At 45.9% G+C, this 18,207-nt stretch carries 13 protein-coding genes and 1 pseudogene; 9 read left to right on the top strand and 5 right to left on the bottom strand.

The features are described 5' to 3' along the window. Positions 1-280: 280 nt before the first annotated feature. The 3 genes from AC6I8U_RS22425 to katG all read left to right on the top strand — a co-directional run bounded on the left by AC6I8U_RS22425 (position 281) and on the right by katG (position 5,634). Positions 281-1,627 (top strand): glutamine synthetase family protein, encoded by a 1,347-nt coding sequence (locus AC6I8U_RS22425; protein ID WP_498018593.1) that lies wholly within the window; start codon positions 281-283, stop codon positions 1,625-1,627. A 16-nt stretch (positions 1,628-1,643) separates the two neighbouring features. Further along, positions 1,644-3,119 (top strand): Na+/H+ antiporter NhaC family protein, encoded by a 1,476-nt coding sequence (locus tag AC6I8U_RS22420; protein ID WP_234497322.1) that lies wholly within the window; start codon positions 1,644-1,646, stop codon positions 3,117-3,119. A 325-nt stretch (positions 3,120-3,444) separates the two neighbouring features. Next, positions 3,445-5,634 carry a catalase/peroxidase HPI gene (gene katG / locus AC6I8U_RS22415; protein ID WP_498018592.1) on the top strand — a complete coding sequence of 730 codons (2,190 nt, stop codon included), beginning with the start codon at positions 3,445-3,447 and terminating at the stop codon, positions 5,632-5,634. A gap of 531 nt (positions 5,635-6,165) precedes the next feature. Here the strand turns inward: katG and AC6I8U_RS22410 are convergent. After that, complete coding sequence (locus tag AC6I8U_RS22410; RefSeq protein WP_498018591.1) at positions 6,166-7,491, bottom strand: IS4 family transposase; 1,326 nt, start codon at positions 7,489-7,491, stop codon at positions 6,166-6,168. Positions 7,492-7,699: 208 nt separating this feature from the next. On the opposite strand from AC6I8U_RS22410, the pseudogene AC6I8U_RS22405 reads away from it, so the two are divergent. After that, positions 7,700-9,083: pseudogene (locus tag AC6I8U_RS22405) on the top strand (IS4 family transposase). A gap of 67 nt (positions 9,084-9,150) precedes the next feature. Here AC6I8U_RS22405 and AC6I8U_RS22400 read toward each other — a convergent pair. Continuing rightward, positions 9,151-10,338 carry an MFS transporter gene (locus AC6I8U_RS22400; RefSeq protein ID WP_234497324.1) on the bottom strand — a complete coding sequence of 396 codons (1,188 nt, stop codon included), beginning with the start codon at positions 10,336-10,338 and terminating at the stop codon, positions 9,151-9,153. 167 nt (positions 10,339-10,505) lie between these two features. Here AC6I8U_RS22400 and AC6I8U_RS22395 point away from each other — a divergent pair, with 167 nt between their 5' ends. From AC6I8U_RS22395 to AC6I8U_RS22385, 3 genes are all read left to right on the top strand, one after another. Further along, on the top strand, positions 10,506-11,414 hold the full coding sequence (locus AC6I8U_RS22395) for an endonuclease/exonuclease/phosphatase family protein (protein WP_498018590.1): 909 nt from the start codon (positions 10,506-10,508) through the stop codon (positions 11,412-11,414). 106 nt (positions 11,415-11,520) lie between these two features. After that, on the top strand, positions 11,521-12,021 hold the full coding sequence (locus AC6I8U_RS22390) for a GNAT family N-acetyltransferase (RefSeq protein ID WP_498018589.1): 501 nt from the start codon (positions 11,521-11,523) through the stop codon (positions 12,019-12,021). A gap of 549 nt (positions 12,022-12,570) precedes the next feature. Then, positions 12,571-12,816 (top strand): hypothetical protein, encoded by a 246-nt coding sequence (locus AC6I8U_RS22385; protein WP_234497327.1) that lies wholly within the window; start codon positions 12,571-12,573, stop codon positions 12,814-12,816. A gap of 45 nt (positions 12,817-12,861) precedes the next feature. On the opposite strand, the gene fhuB is transcribed toward AC6I8U_RS22385, so the two are convergent. Genes fhuB through AC6I8U_RS22370 form a run of 3 tightly spaced genes read right to left on the bottom strand, consistent with a single transcriptional unit; the run spans position 12,862 to position 16,581 of the window. Continuing rightward, entirely contained in the window at positions 12,862-14,856 is a 1,995-nt protein-coding gene (gene fhuB / locus AC6I8U_RS22380) for a Fe(3+)-hydroxamate ABC transporter permease FhuB (RefSeq protein ID WP_498018588.1), read from the bottom strand. 7 nt (positions 14,857-14,863) lie between these two features. Then, positions 14,864-15,793, bottom strand: a complete 930-nt coding sequence (locus AC6I8U_RS22375) for an ABC transporter substrate-binding protein (protein WP_498018587.1) — start codon at positions 15,791-15,793, stop codon at positions 14,864-14,866. 20 nt (positions 15,794-15,813) lie between these two features. Beyond that, positions 15,814-16,581, bottom strand: a complete 768-nt coding sequence (locus tag AC6I8U_RS22370) for an ABC transporter ATP-binding protein (protein WP_498018586.1) — start codon at positions 16,579-16,581, stop codon at positions 15,814-15,816. Between the two features lie 297 nt (positions 16,582-16,878). Between AC6I8U_RS22370 and AC6I8U_RS22365 the strand changes: the two genes are divergently transcribed. After that, positions 16,879-17,610 (top strand): carbonic anhydrase, encoded by a 732-nt coding sequence (locus tag AC6I8U_RS22365; protein WP_498018585.1) that lies wholly within the window; start codon positions 16,879-16,881, stop codon positions 17,608-17,610. 322 nt (positions 17,611-17,932) lie between these two features. After that, a complete protein-coding gene (locus tag AC6I8U_RS22360; protein ID WP_042470728.1) occupies positions 17,933-18,178 on the top strand; it encodes a hypothetical protein in 246 nt (81 codons plus the stop codon). The last annotated feature ends 29 nt before the right edge of the window (positions 18,179-18,207 follow it).

The raw sequence follows: 18,207 nt of genomic DNA, 5'->3' as shown, positions 1-18,207 counted from the left end.
TGTTCAAAATAGATGCCAAATCGTGATTTTGATCTCTATTTTGGTCAAAAAAAGCACTTATTTCGCTCGATATATTGAGCAAAAGCCGATCAACTGTTACAAATTAGTTAACGTTTAACACGGTTGAAATAATTACCAAATTAAACAAAATACAATTAAAACAATAATTTAAACTTACAATTCAGCCAAAAACCCTCATTTGCTAATGGTTATTGTGTTCAATTTGTTAAACACCAACAACGTTAGCGTCAGTCAGACAGGGTAACTAGGAGTAGTTAAGATGGATACCTATTTACAGGAAGTTAAAAATTTTCGACAAAACTGGCCAGAGATTAAGTATGTAGACGTCATATTTACCGATCTTAACGCCACGCCTCGCGGCAAACGCATCCCAGTAGACGCGCTTGAGAAGCTCGCTAAAGGTGTCGCCCTCCCTCTCTCTACTATTACTCTAGATACCAAAGGCGCTGTTGTTGAATCGGCTGGATTGGGTGAAGACCTCGGTGAACCAGATAACCTTTGTTTCCCTGTTTCTGGAACACTGCTACCGACAGCCAAAGAAGGGACGGGTCAGGTATTGCTTTCCATGATGGAAGATGACGGCAAAACGCCACATCGTCTATTTATCCGCAATATTGTTGAACGTATGGTGGATACCCTACACGCTAGAAATCAGTTCCCTGTCGTTGCGCTCGAGCTTGAATTCTATCTTATCGACAAAGAGCGCGGAGAGAATGGTGAACTGCAAACCGCCATTAACCCAACTAAGAATAAAAGAGAACGTGACACCGAGGTTTATGACGTCGATGGCCTCGATGACTATGCCGACTTCTTATCAGAACTGAACGCCGCAGCCGCTGACCAAGGTTTAAACACAGCAGGTGCACTTGCTGAATCCGCGCCAGGTCAGTTCGAAATCAACTTCAATCACTCCAAAGACGTACTACGTGTTTGCGATGAAATCGTCTTCTCAAAACGCCTAATCAAACAGATCGCTCACAAGCATGGCTTTGACGCCACCTTCATGGCGAAACCTTTCCTCGAAGAAGCTGGAAACGGTCAGCACATGCACATCAGTCTCATCAACGAGCAAGGCGAAAACCTATTTACTAATAATGAGGATGACTCAGCAAGTCCATTGTTCTTCCAAACAATGGCAGCGATGTTGTCCCAAATTCCGGACGCGATGGCACTTCTCTGCCCGAACGTGAACTCTTACCGTCGATTTGTACCAGGTGCTTATGTACCAACACGTGCCGATTGGGGTGAGAACCACCGAGGAGTAGCGCTGCGCGTACCGATTAGCGATGGTAAAAACCGTCGTATTGAACACCGCATCGCTGGTGCGGATGTTAACCCTTACATTCTCGCTGCAGTAGTACTATCCGCAGTATTAGCGAGTGATAACTATACCCAAGAACAGTGTCCACCAGCCCTAAGTGAAAATGCCATCGACCTGCCAACACGCATGTCCGATGCCCTGACTCAACTCGATAACAGTGAGTTAGGCACGTATTTCTCCCAGGACTTTATTGATATGTATCTCGCTTGCAAACGAAGTGAACTGGCAGAATTTGAGCGCATTATTACGCCGCTTGAAATCGACTGGATGCTTCACTCTGCATAACGAAAGGAATTAGTTTATGACTACGCAGACAAAGGCGCTGGAGGCGCCGCTCAAAATAAGCAGTAAACATTTGGCGGTCAGCCTGACTATTGTCTTCCTGTTTATTACCTTTACTTCAATTGGATTGAACCATGTCGAAGGTGAAAGCTATGGTTGGCTCGCACTGCTGCCAACATCACTCGTTCTTGTGTTCGCACTCACCACTCACCGAACTGTCGAAGCGCTGTTCAGCGGTACCATTGCTGGGGTGCTGCTGCTTGACCCAACAAGCGCGGTTGAGCAAATCGTTGGCATCTCGATGGATGTTATGATGAACGAGACCATCGCTTGGATCATCTTGGTGTGTGGCCTAATGGGCGGTCTAATCGCAATCCTTGAGAAAGGCGGCAGTATCTTAAGTTTCAGTGACATGCTGGTAAACAAGGTTAAGAGTCGCAATCAGTCGCTGCTGATGACCTTCTTCTTGGGTATCCTGATCTTTATCGATGATTACCTCAATGCGATTGCGATCTCATCGTCAATGAAGAAGATCACTGATGGCTATAAGGTGTCACGTGAAAAGCTCGCGTACCTCGTAGACTCAACAGCGGCTCCGATTTGTATCCTAGTTCCTATCTCTACTTGGGCTATCTTTTTCAGCTCCCTTCTAGAAGCCAATGAAGTAGCAGAACCAGGTCAAGGTATTGCAGCGTACATCCAAGCTATCCCTTATATGGCTTACGGCTGGGTCACGCTTGGTATTGTATTCCTAGTCGCAATTGGCAAAATGCCAGACCTAGGTGCGATGAAAAAAGCGGAAGAGCGTGCACGTAATGGTCAAGTGAAGCCAGATGGTGCTGTAGACATCGATTTTGGTTCAGACATCAAAGCGCACTCGAATCCAACAATGGGGCTTATCAACTTCCTACTGCCTATGGTCGTGCTAGTCGGTGCATCTTGGTACTTTGGTATCGATCTACTTGCCGGTGTGTTTGTGGCTATCATCTTCACCATCTGTTTCTACGGCTTCCAAAAGCTAGTAACGATGAATGAGCTATTTGATGCGGTTTATGATGGCATCAAGGTAATGTTGCTTCCTTTGGCGACGGTTATTGGCGGCTTTATGCTGAAAAGTGTCAACGACTCACTAGGTCTAACGCAATACGTTATCGAGACGGTCAGCCCGTACCTATCTGCTCAGTACTTCCCTGCTCTGATCTTCCTGGTCACAGGCGGCCTGGTATTCGCATCGGCGTCTTCTTGGGGTACGTTCGCAGTTGCCATGCCAATCATCCTGCCACTAGCAGAGCAGATTGGTGTGCCGCTACACCTTACGATTGCAGCAATGCTTTCAGCATCGGCGGCAGGTAGCCACTCATGCTTCTTCAGTGATTCAACGGTACTTTCGGCTCAAGGCTCTGGTTGTACGTCAATGCAACACGCAACGACGCAGTTCCCATATGCGCTTATCGGTATTGTTGCTACTACCCTATTCTTCATTGTGGTTGCTTAACACTCGTTAACAAGTTCAATGAGAATCCAAAAGGGATGCCACTCAGCAGGCATCCCTTTTTATATCTGTTTTTCATCACTTTCACTCAGAATCTAACCCACTGTTTTGTAGTCTTTTTCTCACCTAAATCGCCACCCTTTGTAAATTAATGTAAATGAGAGGTGTACTCATTTAACTTTTGATCCACATCAATACCCACCTCTGTAAAACCATATTATTTAGTAGTTAATTCATACAATATGACGTGAATTTAGCCATCCCAAATCCAGCTTTGGGACTATATTTAACGGAAATTCTTAGCGTTGGTCGCAAATCGGAGGCGTATATGCAAAGTGATAAAAATGCACCGCAAGGCAAATGTCCTGTTATGCATGGTGGTAATACTCGTGTTGGTGGTCGTGGTACTCAAAATTTAGATTGGTGGCCAAACCAACTAAACATCAAGATCCTTCATCAAAACGATCGCAAAGGTAACCCTTACCATGAGAGCTTCAACTACAAGGAAGCGTTCAAACAGCTAGACCTTAAACAAGTTAAACAAGACATTGAGCATGTGCTGACCGATTCTAAAGATTGGTGGCCAGCCGACTACGGTCATTATGGTCCATTCATGATTCGTATGGCATGGCACGCAGCTGGCACCTATCGTACTGCCGATGGTCGCGGGGGCGGTAACTCTGGTAACCAGCGCTTTGCACCGTTAAATAGCTGGCCAGATAACGGCAACCTAGACAAAGCCCGCCGTCTACTTTGGCCTGTGAAGAAAAAATACGGGCAAAGCCTCTCTTGGGCCGATTTGTTTATTCTTACTGGTAACGTTTCTATCGAATCCATGGGCCTAAAAACCTTTGGTTTCGGTGGCGGCCGTGAAGACATTTGGGAACCAGAAGAAGATGTGTATTGGGGTATGGAAAGCGAATGGCTGGGTGACAAGCGTTACTCTGGTGACCGGGAGCTAGAAAGCCCACTTGCTGCAGTACAAATGGGTCTTATCTATGTAAACCCAGAGGGTCCCAACGGCGATCCAAGCGTACTTGCATCAGGTCGCGACATTCGTGAAACCTTCGCACGTATGGGTATGAATGACGAAGAAACCGTAGCTCTGGTCGCTGGCGGTCATACTTTTGGTAAAACACACGGTGCGGGTGACCCTGAGCTAATGGGTCCAGAGCCGGAAGCGGCTCCTATCGAAGAGATGGGCTTTGGTTGGCGTAATGGTTTTGGTAGCGGTAAAGGCGACGATACGACCACCAGCGGCATCGAAGGTGCATGGACACCAAACCCTATCCAATGGGATAACGGCTACTTCGACATGCTATTTGGCTACGATTGGGACTTGGTGAAGAGTCCAGCAGGTGCATGGCAATGGGTACCTGTCGGTGTTCCTGAGGAGCATATGGCTCCAAAAGCACACGATCCTTCTCAACGTGTCACAACCATCATGACAACCGCTGATATGGCGATGCGCATGGATCCGATCTACGGTGAGATCTCTAAACGTTTCCATCAAAACCCAGATGAGTTTGCTGATGCCTTTGCACGCGCTTGGTTCAAGCTAACCCACCGCGACATGGGTCCAAAAGCGCGCTACCTAGGTGAGGAAGTTCCTGCTGAAGATTTGATCTGGCAAGATCCAGTTCCAGCCGCTACATCTGCGCCTATTAGCTCAGAAGATGCAGCGACACTGAAAGCATGCATTTTGGCCTCTGGACTCACGGTTTCTGAACTGGTCTACACGGCTTGGTCATCGGCCTCGACGTTCCGCGGTTCTGACTATCGCGGCGGCGCAAACGGTGCGCGTATTCGTCTTGCTCCACAACGCAATTGGGATGTAAACCAGCCTGAGCAACTCGGTCGTGTATTGGAAGTCTATGAGCGTATCCAAGCTGATTTTGGTACGCCAGTTTCTATTGCTGACCTGATCGTCTTAGGTGGTAACGCTGCGATTGAAAAAGCAGCAAAAGATGCAGGTGTTTCTGTCGATGTGCCTTTCTCTGCGGGTCGAACTGACGCACTGGAATCTCAAACTGATGCTGAATCATTTGCTGTACTTGAGCCACTTGTTGATGGTTTTAGAAACTACAGTCAGAAAGCATTTAGTGTGTCTGAAGAAGAGCTATTGCTAGATAAAGCTCAACTACTAACGCTAACTGCGCCAGAAATGACCGTGTTGATCGGTGGACTGCGCGTCCTGGGTGCAAACTATGGTGACAGTGACTTTGGTGTGCTTACTGACCGCAAAGGCCAGCTAACCAACGACTTCTTCGTTAACTTGACGGATATGGGCACAGAATGGCGTCCGACCAACGAGGACGCGACTGAGTTTGGTGGCTTTGACCGTGCGTCTGGCAGCCAGAAATGGAAGGCGAAACGTGCTGATCTTGTGTTTGGCTCTAACTCACAACTGCGTGCACTGGCTGAAGTGTATGCGTGTGATGATGCCAATGAGAAGTTTGTTTGTGACTTTGTCTCTGCTTGGGTCAAGGTGATGAACGCGGATAGGTTTGATGTTTAATGGGTAATTGGGGAGATGGGCGTTTGCTGTTAGTCTCGCGCATTTACCCCTCCCAGCCTCCCCTAACTAGGGGAGGAGCCTAGTGCTCGCTGCGCATCGCCAACAAATCACAGGCGATGTGACGCTAGGAGCTAGCCTGCTGTTCTCCCCCTAATCTAGGGGGAGCTAGAGGGGGTACTATGCGGTGAACTATCAACCAGTGATTAACCCAAAAGAACTCAACTCCACTTCAACACCCTAACCTCATTCCCCTCTTCCGGCTTCTTCGGAATATTCTACGAAACCTTCGTCTGTGACTTTGTCTCTGCTTGGGTCAAGGTGATGAACGCGGATAGGTTTGATGTTTAATGGGTAATTGGGGAGATGGGCGTTTGCTGTTAGTCTCGCGCATTTACCCCTCCCAGCCTCCCCTAACTAGGGGAGGAGCTTAGTGCTCGCTACGCATCGCCAACCAATCACAGGCGATGCGACGCTAGGAGCTAGCCTGCTGTTCTCCCCCTAAAATAGGGGGAGCTAGAGCTGTAATGCCGTTCACTTAAGGTGAGCGGCATTGTTTTTTCTAGGGTATCGGCATGGTTTTTTCTTCACTACTCTAGGGAAGGATCTTTCCCGTCTTGGCTCTAATATTAAACTCTCGCTTATTGAGTAAAAGTTCTGGAGTTGCCTAGGTATTGCTCCTGGTGACGAATATGGAAGGCCTACTAGTAAGCGCATAATATGGGCTAATGCACCGTTGAAGCTTAGTTGGTATGGCAGGTAATCTCCATTCAACGTGTGACACATTTGAACCATTTGATACCTGACCAAGTTATACGTTAGCAAGATCCCCCATAGCTCCTGCTTCACTAATTCTGGAAGTCGACTTCTTAGTGTAAGTCGGTTGCCAAGCATATATTGTTTTTGTTCTCTGTATCCGAGCTCAATTTCCCAGCGGTATCCATAAAGACCAACTATGTCTGACTTTGGGTAAAGCATCGGGTCGGTCATTGAGGTAAGAACATCATATGACTTGCCATTCTTGACCTTCGTGATTAGACGGACAACAACTTCTCGTTCTAGCGTTGGCCATTTCTTGCGAGCTTGCGGATTACTCTTCAGTTTAATGAGTTTATCTTGTCGACCAAGGGACTGAACGACTTCGTAATTTAATCCCTTTTTCATTGGGATGAGCCAATGTCGATTTACACCTTTAGCGCTCCACTCTTGAAGTAACCCAAGAGAGTAAAAGCCTTTATCGAAAAGGGTTAGACTGTTATCGGGAGTCGTTTCTATTAGTTGCTCGGCCAGCGTCATTTCATTCACGGTATAACAGCCGAAAGCGCTGCCTGTTATTAGATGACTGCTTAGTTCCATCTGGCACACCATACGTAGCTGAGGGTACTGTGTTTCTTTACCATCACGATTGGTAGGCTTTGCAAAAGCCTCGGCGTTATCATTAGTATCTTCTGTTCGCCACAAAACCCCATCAACACCAAGCAGTGTGAGTCCGTTCCAGTTGGGTAGTCTTGCATGCTCAAACCAATGCCTTTGCGTACACTTAAATAGGGCTTTAGCCGCGGATTCACCGAGATTTTTTCTACGCTGTGTCAATGCACTCGGGGCAACAAACGGTTTACCTGAACGGTCGACAATATCAAGCATATTGGCGATATCAGCCATAGATTTGTCGTTATAAATAGCCATTCCGACCAAAAGCCATGCCATCGATTCCAAAGTCAGTTTTCGCTTTCTAAGAGTGACTGTGTCTGTCAGCTCATAGGCATCTTTGATTAGCTCAATCGGTAGGAGGTCTGCGAGAGTTTCGACTTGATTCGGTTTGTAGTTATTTATGATATCGAGGGCTTGAGAAACGTGCATAAAAAAATCCGATAAACAGGGTCTATCGGATTTTTACACACTGGAGGGATCATTCAATTGATCTGCCGATTAATGTTTAACTGATCGGCATTAGAGCTAGAGCTGTCTTTCATACACAAATAGCGCAAGGTTAATCCTTGCGCTATTTTATTAAACTTATTGATTTAACTGCGATCTAAACGATATCTAAAACAACACGGATATCGACATGTTCATCACAGATACTGCAAAATGGGCCAAAGCCACTTTTAATGATGCTCAGCTTGGTGACCCACGACGTACCCGTCGACTTGTTTCTCTTGCGAGCTCAATAGCCAGCCATATAGGTAAATCTGTGTTGCAATCTCTCTCCAATCCAGCCGATATTGAAGCCGCTTATCGGTTCATTCGAAACGAAGATATCAAAGCAGACGACATTGCAGAAGCGGGGTTCTCTACAACTGCTGAGTCTGCGAAAGGCTTAGGGACATTGCTTGCCCTTGAAGACACAACCTCGTTAAGCTTTACCCACAAAACTGTATCCAAAGAGCTAGGGCACACGACTCGTTACGAGAAATCGAAAGGTTTTCAAGCTCACTCAGTGTTGCTTTTTTCTCCTAAGCAACACCATGTTGTGGGTTTGATTGAACAGTACCGCTGGACCCGAAATATAGCTGAGAAAGGAAAAAGTGAAACGCAGCCCAAGCGTCCATATAAAGAGAAAGAAAGCTATAAATGGGAACAAGCCTCTCGCAAAGTAGCAGAACGACTGGGCGATACAATGGAGCACGTCATTTCTGTCTGTGATAGAGAAGCAGATCTGTATGAGTACCTGACGTATAAAACAGAAAATAATCAAAGATTTATTGTTCGTTCCATGCAAACTCGTTGTATAGAGGAGTCAGACGATAAACTCTACTCTTTCGGTTCTTCGCTTAAAAGTGCAGGAGAGCGAACGGTTCCAGTGATGCAGAGAGGTGGGCGAAAAGCACGAGAAGCGATATGTGATATTCGCTATGCATCTGTGACGCTCAAAGTTCCATCGGCCAAGAAGGGAGAGCCGGTTCAACTTAATTACGTGAGTTGTGTTGAGCAAGGTAATAGCAAAGGGTTGTGCTGGCATATTCTGACTTCTGAGCCAGTGAAAACCAAAAAACAAGCCATCACCATCCTAGAATATTACGAGCGACGCTGGTTAATTGAAGACTTCCATAAGTCGTGGAAGACAGGGGGAACTCAAGTTGAAAACCTACGTATGCAAAGCAGAGCCAATCTAGAGAAAATGATTGTTTTACTTAGCTTTATAGCATGCCGAATTCAGCAACTTCGATACTTGGGTTTAGATAAAGATAGAGCTAAGAAAGTGAGTTGCGAACAGATACTAAGCCCCAAGGCTTGGAAATTACTTTGGTTAAAAAAGAGAGAAGAAACATCTCCCAAAGAAGCCACCACACTTACACTGGGCATACCTAAATCTAGGGAAACTGGCCAACTGGCATGACACCAAGCGAACTGGCCGAGTTGGATGGGAACGACTCTGGGAAGGTTGGTTTAGACTGCAAGATATTGTTGAGGGGTATGATCTAGCAAAGTCTCTTGATCCAGACTTGTGATCAAGAGACAGGAGCTAGAGGGGGTACTATGCGGTGAACTATCAACCAGTGATTAGCCCAAAAAAACTCAACTCCACTTCAACACCCTAACCTCATTCCCCTCTTCCGGCTTCTTCGGAATATTCAACGACAATAACAATGACACTGCCGCCATCGCCGCACCGATATAAAACACACTAGAAGGCGAAATCAACCAAATAAAGCCAAACGTCACTGGGATCACAACTGCCGCAATATGGTTAATCGTAAATGACACGCCCGCCGTCGAAGCCATATCCGCAGGGTCAGCTATCTTCTGGAAATAGGTTTTAATTGCCAGTGCTAGTGCAAAGAAAAGATGATCGATGACATACAGCGCAGCAGCCCATTCCGCTGTTTGCACCAAACCGTATCCAACAAACACGAAAATCAGCCCAACATACTCAACGATCAGCGCCTTACGCTCACCCACAACGCCAATAAATCGACCAATCTTCTTCGCAAACAGGAAGTTAAATAGGTAGTTAATCAAAAATAGTAGTGTGATATCGGATACGCTGTACCCAAACTTTTCTACCATCAAAAAGCCAGCAAAAACGGTAAAAATCTGACGTCTAGCACCACTCATAAAGGTCAGCGCGTAATACAGCCAATAACGCTTCTTAAGCACCAACTTTTTAGTTTGTGGTGTGTCTGTCTTAAACTGAGGAAAAGCGAAGGCAATAAACAGAACCAGAATAAATCCAATACCACCGGAGATACCGTAAACCCATGCGTAATCGAGCTTAAATATTTCAACCATGACCCAAAGCCCAGCGTAAGTCAGCAGTGATGCCAACGCTCCAACGGAGATGAGCTTACCCAGTACCTCTGGCGCTTCTTCTTTAGTCAACCATTGCAGTGACAACGACTGTTTCAAGGTTTCAAAATAGTGAAAACCGGTCGACATAATAAGCGTCGTAATCAGTAGCCCAGCAACCGATGGGAAAAGTCCCGTAATCGCTGTGCCTGCGGTAAGTAAAAGCAAAGATACGATCATGAATTTTTGTTCTCGAATGAACAAAAGCACAAACACCGTAGTAAACGCCAAGAAGCCAGGTATCTCACGCACACTTTGTAATAAACCAATATCCGAACCGTCGAAATTGGCTTTCTCAATGACAAAGTTATTAAGCAGCGCCATCCAACTTGAAAAAGCGATGGGCACTATAATCGATATGATGATGAGGAAATTTTTGGGCGTTCGCCAAGCTGGTTCGGTTTGCTGTTGAGACATTGTTATTCCTTTGAATGCGTTATTTTTATATGCTCATCCTTAACCACAGCGACTTGGGTTAGACATAAGCTGTCATGGAGTCTAATACTTTGACACAAATAAATAAATTGAAAGTCACTACGTGCAACCTGTGCAATTTTGTAGAGCCACCGTTTGCATTTTATGAGATGGATAACATCTATGATGCGAAGCAATGGGCTCAAAAAACAAGCTGGCTCTCAAAAACCTTAACATCGCTCGACAGTGACGTTATCGCGTTCCAAGAAGTATTTTCTATTGAAGCGCTGCGTTCGCTCACCTTAGCTCTTGGTTACCCATATTTTGAGTATAACCAACAACCCACTATCGAAGCAGATTACATCTATTCCAATCCGGCGTTAGCGTTCGCGTCTAAACACCCGTTAAAAAGACACCCCAACTTAATTATGTCTGAGTTATTCTCAGGTGACTATAGCCGTCCGCCACTTCACGTGACATTAATGGCGGAAGGTCTGGGGGAGATCGACCTTATCAATGTTCACCTTAAATCTAAAAGAGCCATTCTTGGTGAACAAGACGACAACACTGATGAGGTCAAACTTTGGTTAGATGAGTTGCACGGTGTGGCCCTTTCCGAGCAATTAAGGCAACAAGAAGCGTTATCTCTACATAAGACGCTCATTGAGAATAAAAGCAGGAGTCAGCGTCCCGTTATTCTGTTAGGTGACTTCAACAACGTATTGAGTGCCAGTGAGTTTAACCCTTTTCATTCTAGGCATCGACAACGACGTAAAGAGTCTCGGTACTTTATTTCCCCTTACCACTTTTATGATACTTGGACGCTTATGCGACATGGCGAGCCCATCCGCCCTCAAGACCAAATCAAAGCGCCCGTTACCCATTATTATGGAGAGAAAGGGAATCGAATTGACCACATTCTAGTATCCAGTGAGTTTGCACCAGAATATGATCATTCGCTCTATGAGCTAACCGAATATACCATCACCGACAAGCATATTGTCGACCCGAGATTTGGTATTGATGACGTCGCCTCAGACCATGCACTCGTTTCTATTACATTTGAATCAAGACACTAGCATGGAACGAATAGAATTGCCTTGCTAACACTCGCTAATTCAATTAGTTATATAGCAAAGATACTTTACTTTTTTGACGCAATAACTTGTCATAACGGAGACTTCGATGAACGTCAATATTCGACCAACGGAAGAAAAAGATGCCGCAGGTTTATGCGAACTATTTTCACAACCTAAGGCTCAGAGGGAAACTCTGCATCTGCCTCACTCATCGCTAAAGATGTGGCAAGAGCGACTTAGCAATATTCCCACTGGTGTCTATACCTTTGTTGCTGAGCTCGACGGAAAAATCGTTGGCAATATAGCACTGACTCACTCTCAGCGTCCTCGCACTATGCATACGGCAACCTTTGGGATTGCGGTTCACGATAACTATCATGATATGGGTATTGGTAGCCAACTGATCGAAACGGTTATCGATTTAGCCGACAACTGGCTTAACCTAATGCGGATTCAGATTGAAGTGAATACCGACAATAAAGCTGCGATTGCCCTCTATTCAAAGTATGGATTTGAAATCGAAGGTGAAGCTTTGTGCTCTGCTTTTAGAGACGGTGAATATATTTCGACCTATTACATGGCAAGACTCAAAGATCAGTCCCTTTAACATGTTTCTAGCTAAGACCAAGAGACCTTTAACACCCAAATTAGGGCTAGTCAGATGTTTAACTGCTGATAACCAACTGTAAGAAATAGTTAACCTAATATCATCCTGTCTAGATCAGCTTTTTAAGATATGTATCGCTCTCGATTTCACGTGGTATTTTTGGAACCAATGTCACATTAAAATGAAAAAACGGAGCAAACATGTGTGAACATGGTGCGTGGCTACGACGTCATAGAAGAAAAAAGCTTATGAAGGTGCTAGGAATCAAGGAGTTCTACATTTGTAAAAATTGCGGGTATCAACTATTGGTCTATTCTGAATCAGCGATGCTTCGAAGAATTACAGATATCATATTCCCTCAACCAGAAATGATTTCGAGTTTGTCTTAGCTCTTTAGACCTTGATCAGAGAAGTCTGCCGATGAATCAATTTAACCGACGACGATATGACTCGCACTTATTCTCATGAGTTTCTAGACCTATTGTTGGTTTCTCTGTTTAACTTAGGTAGAGTACGCCACCAAATATAACACTCAAGTGATAGATAACGATGAACATTGATAACGAAGTAATTGAAACCCTTGAGGAACTCGAGCAATTTCTGATTCTTTTGGAAAGCGGAGCTTTAGGTTTACAAGGGGTCGCAGGGGTCGCACTGGCAACGTCGAACTCCGACGGTCGTCCGTTTGTTGCCGTTCTGAGTGACAACCATGAGCTTATTCTTGGACGCTGGGTATCTCAAGACGTCTATGAAAATGGTAAAGACTTGGTTCGCAATGGACCTAAACGCAACTAGATCTCAATGAAATAGAGAATGGCGCTAATCAGCGCCATTTTTGTTTTAGCTCCCCTTCCTAAGCAGAAGAAGGAAATAAGCGCCGCCAATAACGGAAGCCATTAGTCCCGCAGGAAACTGCCACGGAAACCAAATCGTCCTTCCTAACCAGTCTGCACTCACCATCAAGATGGAACCAACCAAGCAGGCAACGACCAGCTGGTTTTTTGCTTTGTATTGTCCAAGCGCTCTTGCAATATGCGGCGCCAAAAGACCCACAAAGCTAAGCGGTCCAATCACAAGCGTAGAGAGGGCTGTTAGCAAAGATGCCATCACAAGTAAGAAAAGACGCGTTTGCTTGGTATTCACGCCAACTGAAACAGCGGATACCTGCCCCAGATTCAAGATATCTAACCATCGGCTAGCAGCGTATGTCGCCCCACCAAACACGACAATACCTAGCCCTAGAGCGAATACATCATTGTAGCTTGCCAAGTAGGTAGAGCCAGACAGCCAAGTTAGCAATGCTTGCATGTTATCTTGCCCTGACGATAACGCAACTCGAAGTATTGCATCGAGCCCAGCACTTACCGCTATTCCCGTAAGCAGTAATTGCGACGGTGCATAGTTTGAGCGCTTGCTAAACTGCAGGATGACTATCATGACCAGAGCGGCACCGACCCCACCGTAAACAATCTGTTCGATTCGAGTTGGTGTGAAGCCAAACCAAGCACACAATACAAGTGCGAGTGCAGCACCAGAGCTGATACCCATCACCTCAGGGCTTGCCATTGGGTTCACAGTAATGCGCTGCACCATGGTACCCGCAAGTGCCAGTCCGCAGCCTGCGAAGATCGCGCCGAGTACACGAGGCATACGCAGATCTAGAATACTCAGGTCGCCGCTAAAGCCCCAACCAACTTGTGTGCGCCCCAAAAGAACTGCCAGTGCTGTTGCAACGACGAGTAACGTAGCTAAGATGAGCGACACTAAGGCAAAAGATTTAGGGTGATAGACTTTGTTAGCGACTTCTTCCGCTTTGAAGCTAGATGCAAACTTTTGTTTGGTTAACAGCCAGAGCAAGCAAGGCGCGCCAAACAAGGCCGTCATTGCGCCCGTAGGCAATAGTTCGCTAGAAACACCGGAAAATGGCTGAATGATCAAGTCAGCGGTCAATAGAAGCAGCGCTCCTACCACGCCACTTAGCAATACGCGCTGAGCAAATTTTCTCGCGCCCAACATTTTTGCAATGGTTGGTGCGACTAGACCGACAAAACCTATAACGCCAACTGTCGCGACGACGACAGAAGTAATAACAACCGAAAGCCCTAGCCCAAAAGCACGAACTCTAGCAACATTGACCCCAGCCGACTCTGCGACCTCGCTACCTAACTCCAGTGCTGACAATGGTCGTAGCATCACCATGACCAAGCCGAGCACAACCGCCAGCACCCCAAAAAGCAAATGAGCGTTTTCCCAACCTTGCTGAGCGAGAGCGCCAGCCCCCCATACAAACAAACTCGTAAGCTGCTGTTCGTTTAGCATGACTAACATCATGTTGGTCGCTCCTATGAACAGGGTGACAACCATACCCGCTAAAACCATCTGAAGCGGTGCGAACCCTCGTTTGGCAGTAAGCAAGAAAACCAAACTTGCTGCAAGCATGCCTCCGCCAAACGCGTAAGCATATTGAATCAAGCTTCCCCCAGCGACACCTGCAAGCAGACTGGTTGTCATGCCGAGTTCGGCACCGGCTGCAACACCCAGTGTCGTTGGTGAGGCGAGTGGGTTTTGTAGCAAATGCTGCATCAAACAACCAGCAATCGCCAGAGCAGCACCACACAGCAGCGCCATACCTAGACGTGGAAAAAAGGTAAAGTGCAAAATGAGCTGACGATAATCACTGTCATCTCGACTTAAAAAGTACGTTTGCCATTCAGAGAATGACAGGTGATATGGCACCGCATTTTGAAAAAGCCAGACGAGTGCGAGCGCACTAATAAAAACAAACAGCGCCATTTTACCAAATGGCGCTGCACCGCGGTGGGTTGTTAACTGCATGAAGAACCTACTGCTTACCCAGTGTTGAAACCTGTTTGACGACTTCATCGCTCAAACGCTGCATCGCGACCAAGCTACCAAACGTCCATACTTTAGGTACGATCTTAACTCTGTTTTCTCGCGAAAACGCCATCGCTGCCCATAAAGGCGAGCCATTAAGCTGTGCTTGTTCGGCATCCGATAGTGGACCAAAAATAAGCACATTACTATCTTGGTACTGGGCAAGCTGCTCAACGCTTGCGGAAGAGAATCCCCAGCTGTTAGTCGGTCCTTGCCAACTGTTTTTCAGAGACATAGCAGAAATAGTGTCATTCATTAGAGAACCCGTGCTGTGAACACGAATGTGCTTGTCTCCAATAAAACGCACCATAATAAATGGCTTGCCATTGGTCATTTTTGCTACCTGCTCGCCATTTTGAGCCAGCTTCTGATTGGTTTCATCGACAAGCTGCTGTGCTTGCCCTGGTCGGTCGAACACTTCTCCGAGGGTTGTCACAAGTGTTTTCGCATTTTGATAAGGCTGTTTCTTGTCATTATAAATGCTCATTACCAGTGTCGGTGCGATTGCATTCAGCTTTTCATAGGCCGGAGCCAAATGTCCGCTCATCAAAATCAAGTCGGGCTTCAAGCTTGCTATCAACTCTAGGTTTGGCTCGCGACGTGATCCAACATCGGTCACCTCACTTGGCATTGTTGGTGACCCAACCCAATCCTGATAGCCTTTTACATCAGCGGAAGCGATAGGAGTCACACCGAGTGCAAGCACTGACTCTGCAAGAGCCCAATCCAACACAACCACACGCTTCGGCGCTTCGTTTATCTCAACAGTTCCTAACTCGTGTTGGTACGTTTTTGCTGATGCAGCGAATGATGGTAAACACACCAATAGACTGACTAATACAACAGTGAAGTGCGTGGTTTTAAATCTGTTAAACACAATAATGATCCTTTTATCGATTATCTAACGTAGCTGATGACATGCTGAGTGCTAGGGTCTGTGAAAGTGGACAGCGGCATACCATAGATTTCGGTCAGCGAGGCTTCGTTCATCACACGTTCTGGTGTGCCGTCGGCGATAATTTTCCCGCCTTTAAGAGCAACCAACCTGTCGCTGAATCTGGCAGCCATATTAACGTCATGGATGACCATGATTACCGTTAGGTTGAGGCTTTGATTAAGCTCTCGTATTAACTTGAGCAGCTCATATTGGTGAGCGACATCTAGGGCTGACGTCGGTTCATCAAGCAAGATACATTCACTTTGCTGCGCTAAGAGCATTGCTACCCATGCTCTTTGACGCTCCCCTCCTGACAAGGTGCTAACAAACCGCTGTGTAAATGCGGTTAGCCCAACCCTTTCGATCGCTTCATCCACCAGTTTGTAATCTTCTCGGGTATATCGCCCCAACACGCCTTTCCAAGGGTAACGACCGAACATAACCAGTTCGCGAACAGTAACCCCATCTGTGATAGGCGGATGCTGAGGCAGGTAGGCAACTTTTTTGGCGTACTCTTTTGCTACGTAACTATCAAGTGGCCTTTCATCCAACAAAACACTCCCAGAAGAGACTTGATTCTGACGGCTAAGAAGTTTGATTAGGCTCGATTTACCACTGCCATTATGCCCAAGCAAAGCGGTGACTTGTCCCGGAACAAACTCCAAGTCAAATGGCGATAGAATCTCAAGCGAGCCAATATGGAAGCTCGCCTGCTTAAGTGAAAACATAACTACTCATCATCTTATGGTTGACGCAGATAAATCTAACTGCAAATGAGAAATATTTGTATACGCATTGTATTAATTTTATTAACTCATGTCATTACGAGCTTCAAAAACGTGAACCAACGCTCTCATAGGGCGTGATACTCCTACCGCAGCGAAGTCAATTCGATGAAAATTCGAAACTTTCTTCTCGAGTAAAATCGCAAACTAAGTATGCAACTGATTGGATCAAATGGTTTTGCCCTAATCTAGTCGCCGAAAGCGTCCGCTTTCGCAAACGTCAGTAAACTAAGGATAATTATGAATACAGCAATGAAGCTTGCATTGGTCATCGGCACAGCAGTCTCGATCACTGCACCGGCTTATTCAGCGGAATGGGGATATGGTGAGGGCGATGGCCCTGCGACATGGGGGAAGATAAGCGCCACTTGTGCCAAAGGGCACAACCAGAGCCCAGTTGATATTCAAACCAACCAACTCACTCAGGCGAAAAAGGCACCACTGAGCTTTGACTACAATGGACGAGTAGATCAGATTATTAATAATGGTCACACAGTCCAAGTTAATGTCACGGGTAGTAATTCTCTGCACCTAGACGGTCAAGATTTTGAACTCAAACAGTTCCACTTCCACACACCATCAGAAAACACTATCAATGGCAAATCAGCCCCTCTAGAGGCACATTTTGTTCATGCTAACCAGAAGGGACAGTTAGCCGTTGTTGCAGTGATGTATAAAGACGGAGAACGTGAAAGTGATGAGCTGGCCGGTATCCTGAAAACCTTACCTGCCGCTGGAGAGAAGATAAATGCGGAATCCGATATCGGGCTTGAGCAACTACTCCCTAGAGTAAAAGACTATTATCGCTACAATGGCTCGCTTACAACGCCACCTTGCAGTGAAGGCGTACGATGGATCGTACTCCAAGAGCCTCAATTTATTCCAAAGAATCAGCTAAAGCGCCTATCAAACACCATGGGTGATAATGCAAGACCAACTCAAGAACTCAACGCACGACTTATCTTGAACTAATCATACTGAGCCCATGCTACCAGTCTTGAATATGGGCTCACATCTATCCATAATTTCAAAAAACTTAGCAAAACCCGCCATTTGTGTTCCGCTTTATGCGATCAACATTCCATAAATTTGGTTTGAACGTCATACAAATTAGACTATTTGAACTGCTTCAAAGTTTACCGTACGAACAACGTGTAATTTAACTGTTACACAAAAACAAGATTATGTTGCAATGATGAGATTTTGAATAACATGCTATTCATCTGCGTTCCCTGCACTCAAACGTGTGGTTAGCCTTGAATAACAGTTAATGAAAGTTTTGGGGGACAGTGGTATGCAGCAGTATGAAATTAATGTTTATGATATGCGCTATGAAGAGCAAGCGATTGTTCTGAATATCGAGTTCTCAGACGCAACCAAAGCCGACTTCATGTGGAGCAATATGCCTACTACGTCGTGCCGTGACTACATCTCACACCTAGTCGTTGCCGGTAATGTCGTCGCCAAAAAATACATCACTGAAGATGACCTTAGTGATATGAATCGCGCGACCAGCCTACCTTTTTCAATGACCTGTTAAAAGCGGAGCTCTTTGGCTCCGCTAGGCAT

It is taken from the genome of Vibrio sp. KUL80, from assembly GCF_059725495.1.
This window is presented reverse-complemented; position numbering and strand designations above follow the sequence as displayed.

Coding starts and splice junctions, on each gene's coding strand:
- AC6I8U_RS22425 (WP_498018593.1), top strand. CDS start 281: ATGGATACCTATTTACAGGAAGTTAAAAATTTTCGACAAAACTGGCCA.
- AC6I8U_RS22420 (WP_234497322.1), top strand. CDS start 1,644: ATGACTACGCAGACAAAGGCGCTGGAGGCGCCGCTCAAAATAAGCAGT.
- katG (WP_498018592.1), top strand. CDS start 3,445: ATGCAAAGTGATAAAAATGCACCGCAAGGCAAATGTCCTGTTATGCAT.
- AC6I8U_RS22410 (WP_498018591.1), bottom strand. CDS start 7,491: ATGCACGTTTCTCAAGCCCTCGATATCATAAATAACTACAAACCGAAT.
- AC6I8U_RS22400 (WP_234497324.1), bottom strand. CDS start 10,338: ATGTCTCAACAGCAAACCGAACCAGCTTGGCGAACGCCCAAAAATTTC.
- AC6I8U_RS22395 (WP_498018590.1), top strand. CDS start 10,506: ATGGATAACATCTATGATGCGAAGCAATGGGCTCAAAAAACAAGCTGG.
- AC6I8U_RS22390 (WP_498018589.1), top strand. CDS start 11,521: ATGAACGTCAATATTCGACCAACGGAAGAAAAAGATGCCGCAGGTTTA.
- AC6I8U_RS22385 (WP_234497327.1), top strand. CDS start 12,571: ATGAACATTGATAACGAAGTAATTGAAACCCTTGAGGAACTCGAGCAA.
- fhuB (WP_498018588.1), bottom strand. CDS start 14,856: ATGCAGTTAACAACCCACCGCGGTGCAGCGCCATTTGGTAAAATGGCG.
- AC6I8U_RS22370 (WP_498018586.1), bottom strand. CDS start 16,581: ATGTTTTCACTTAAGCAGGCGAGCTTCCATATTGGCTCGCTTGAGATT.
- AC6I8U_RS22365 (WP_498018585.1), top strand. CDS start 16,879: ATGAATACAGCAATGAAGCTTGCATTGGTCATCGGCACAGCAGTCTCG.
- AC6I8U_RS22360 (WP_042470728.1), top strand. CDS start 17,933: ATGCAGCAGTATGAAATTAATGTTTATGATATGCGCTATGAAGAGCAA.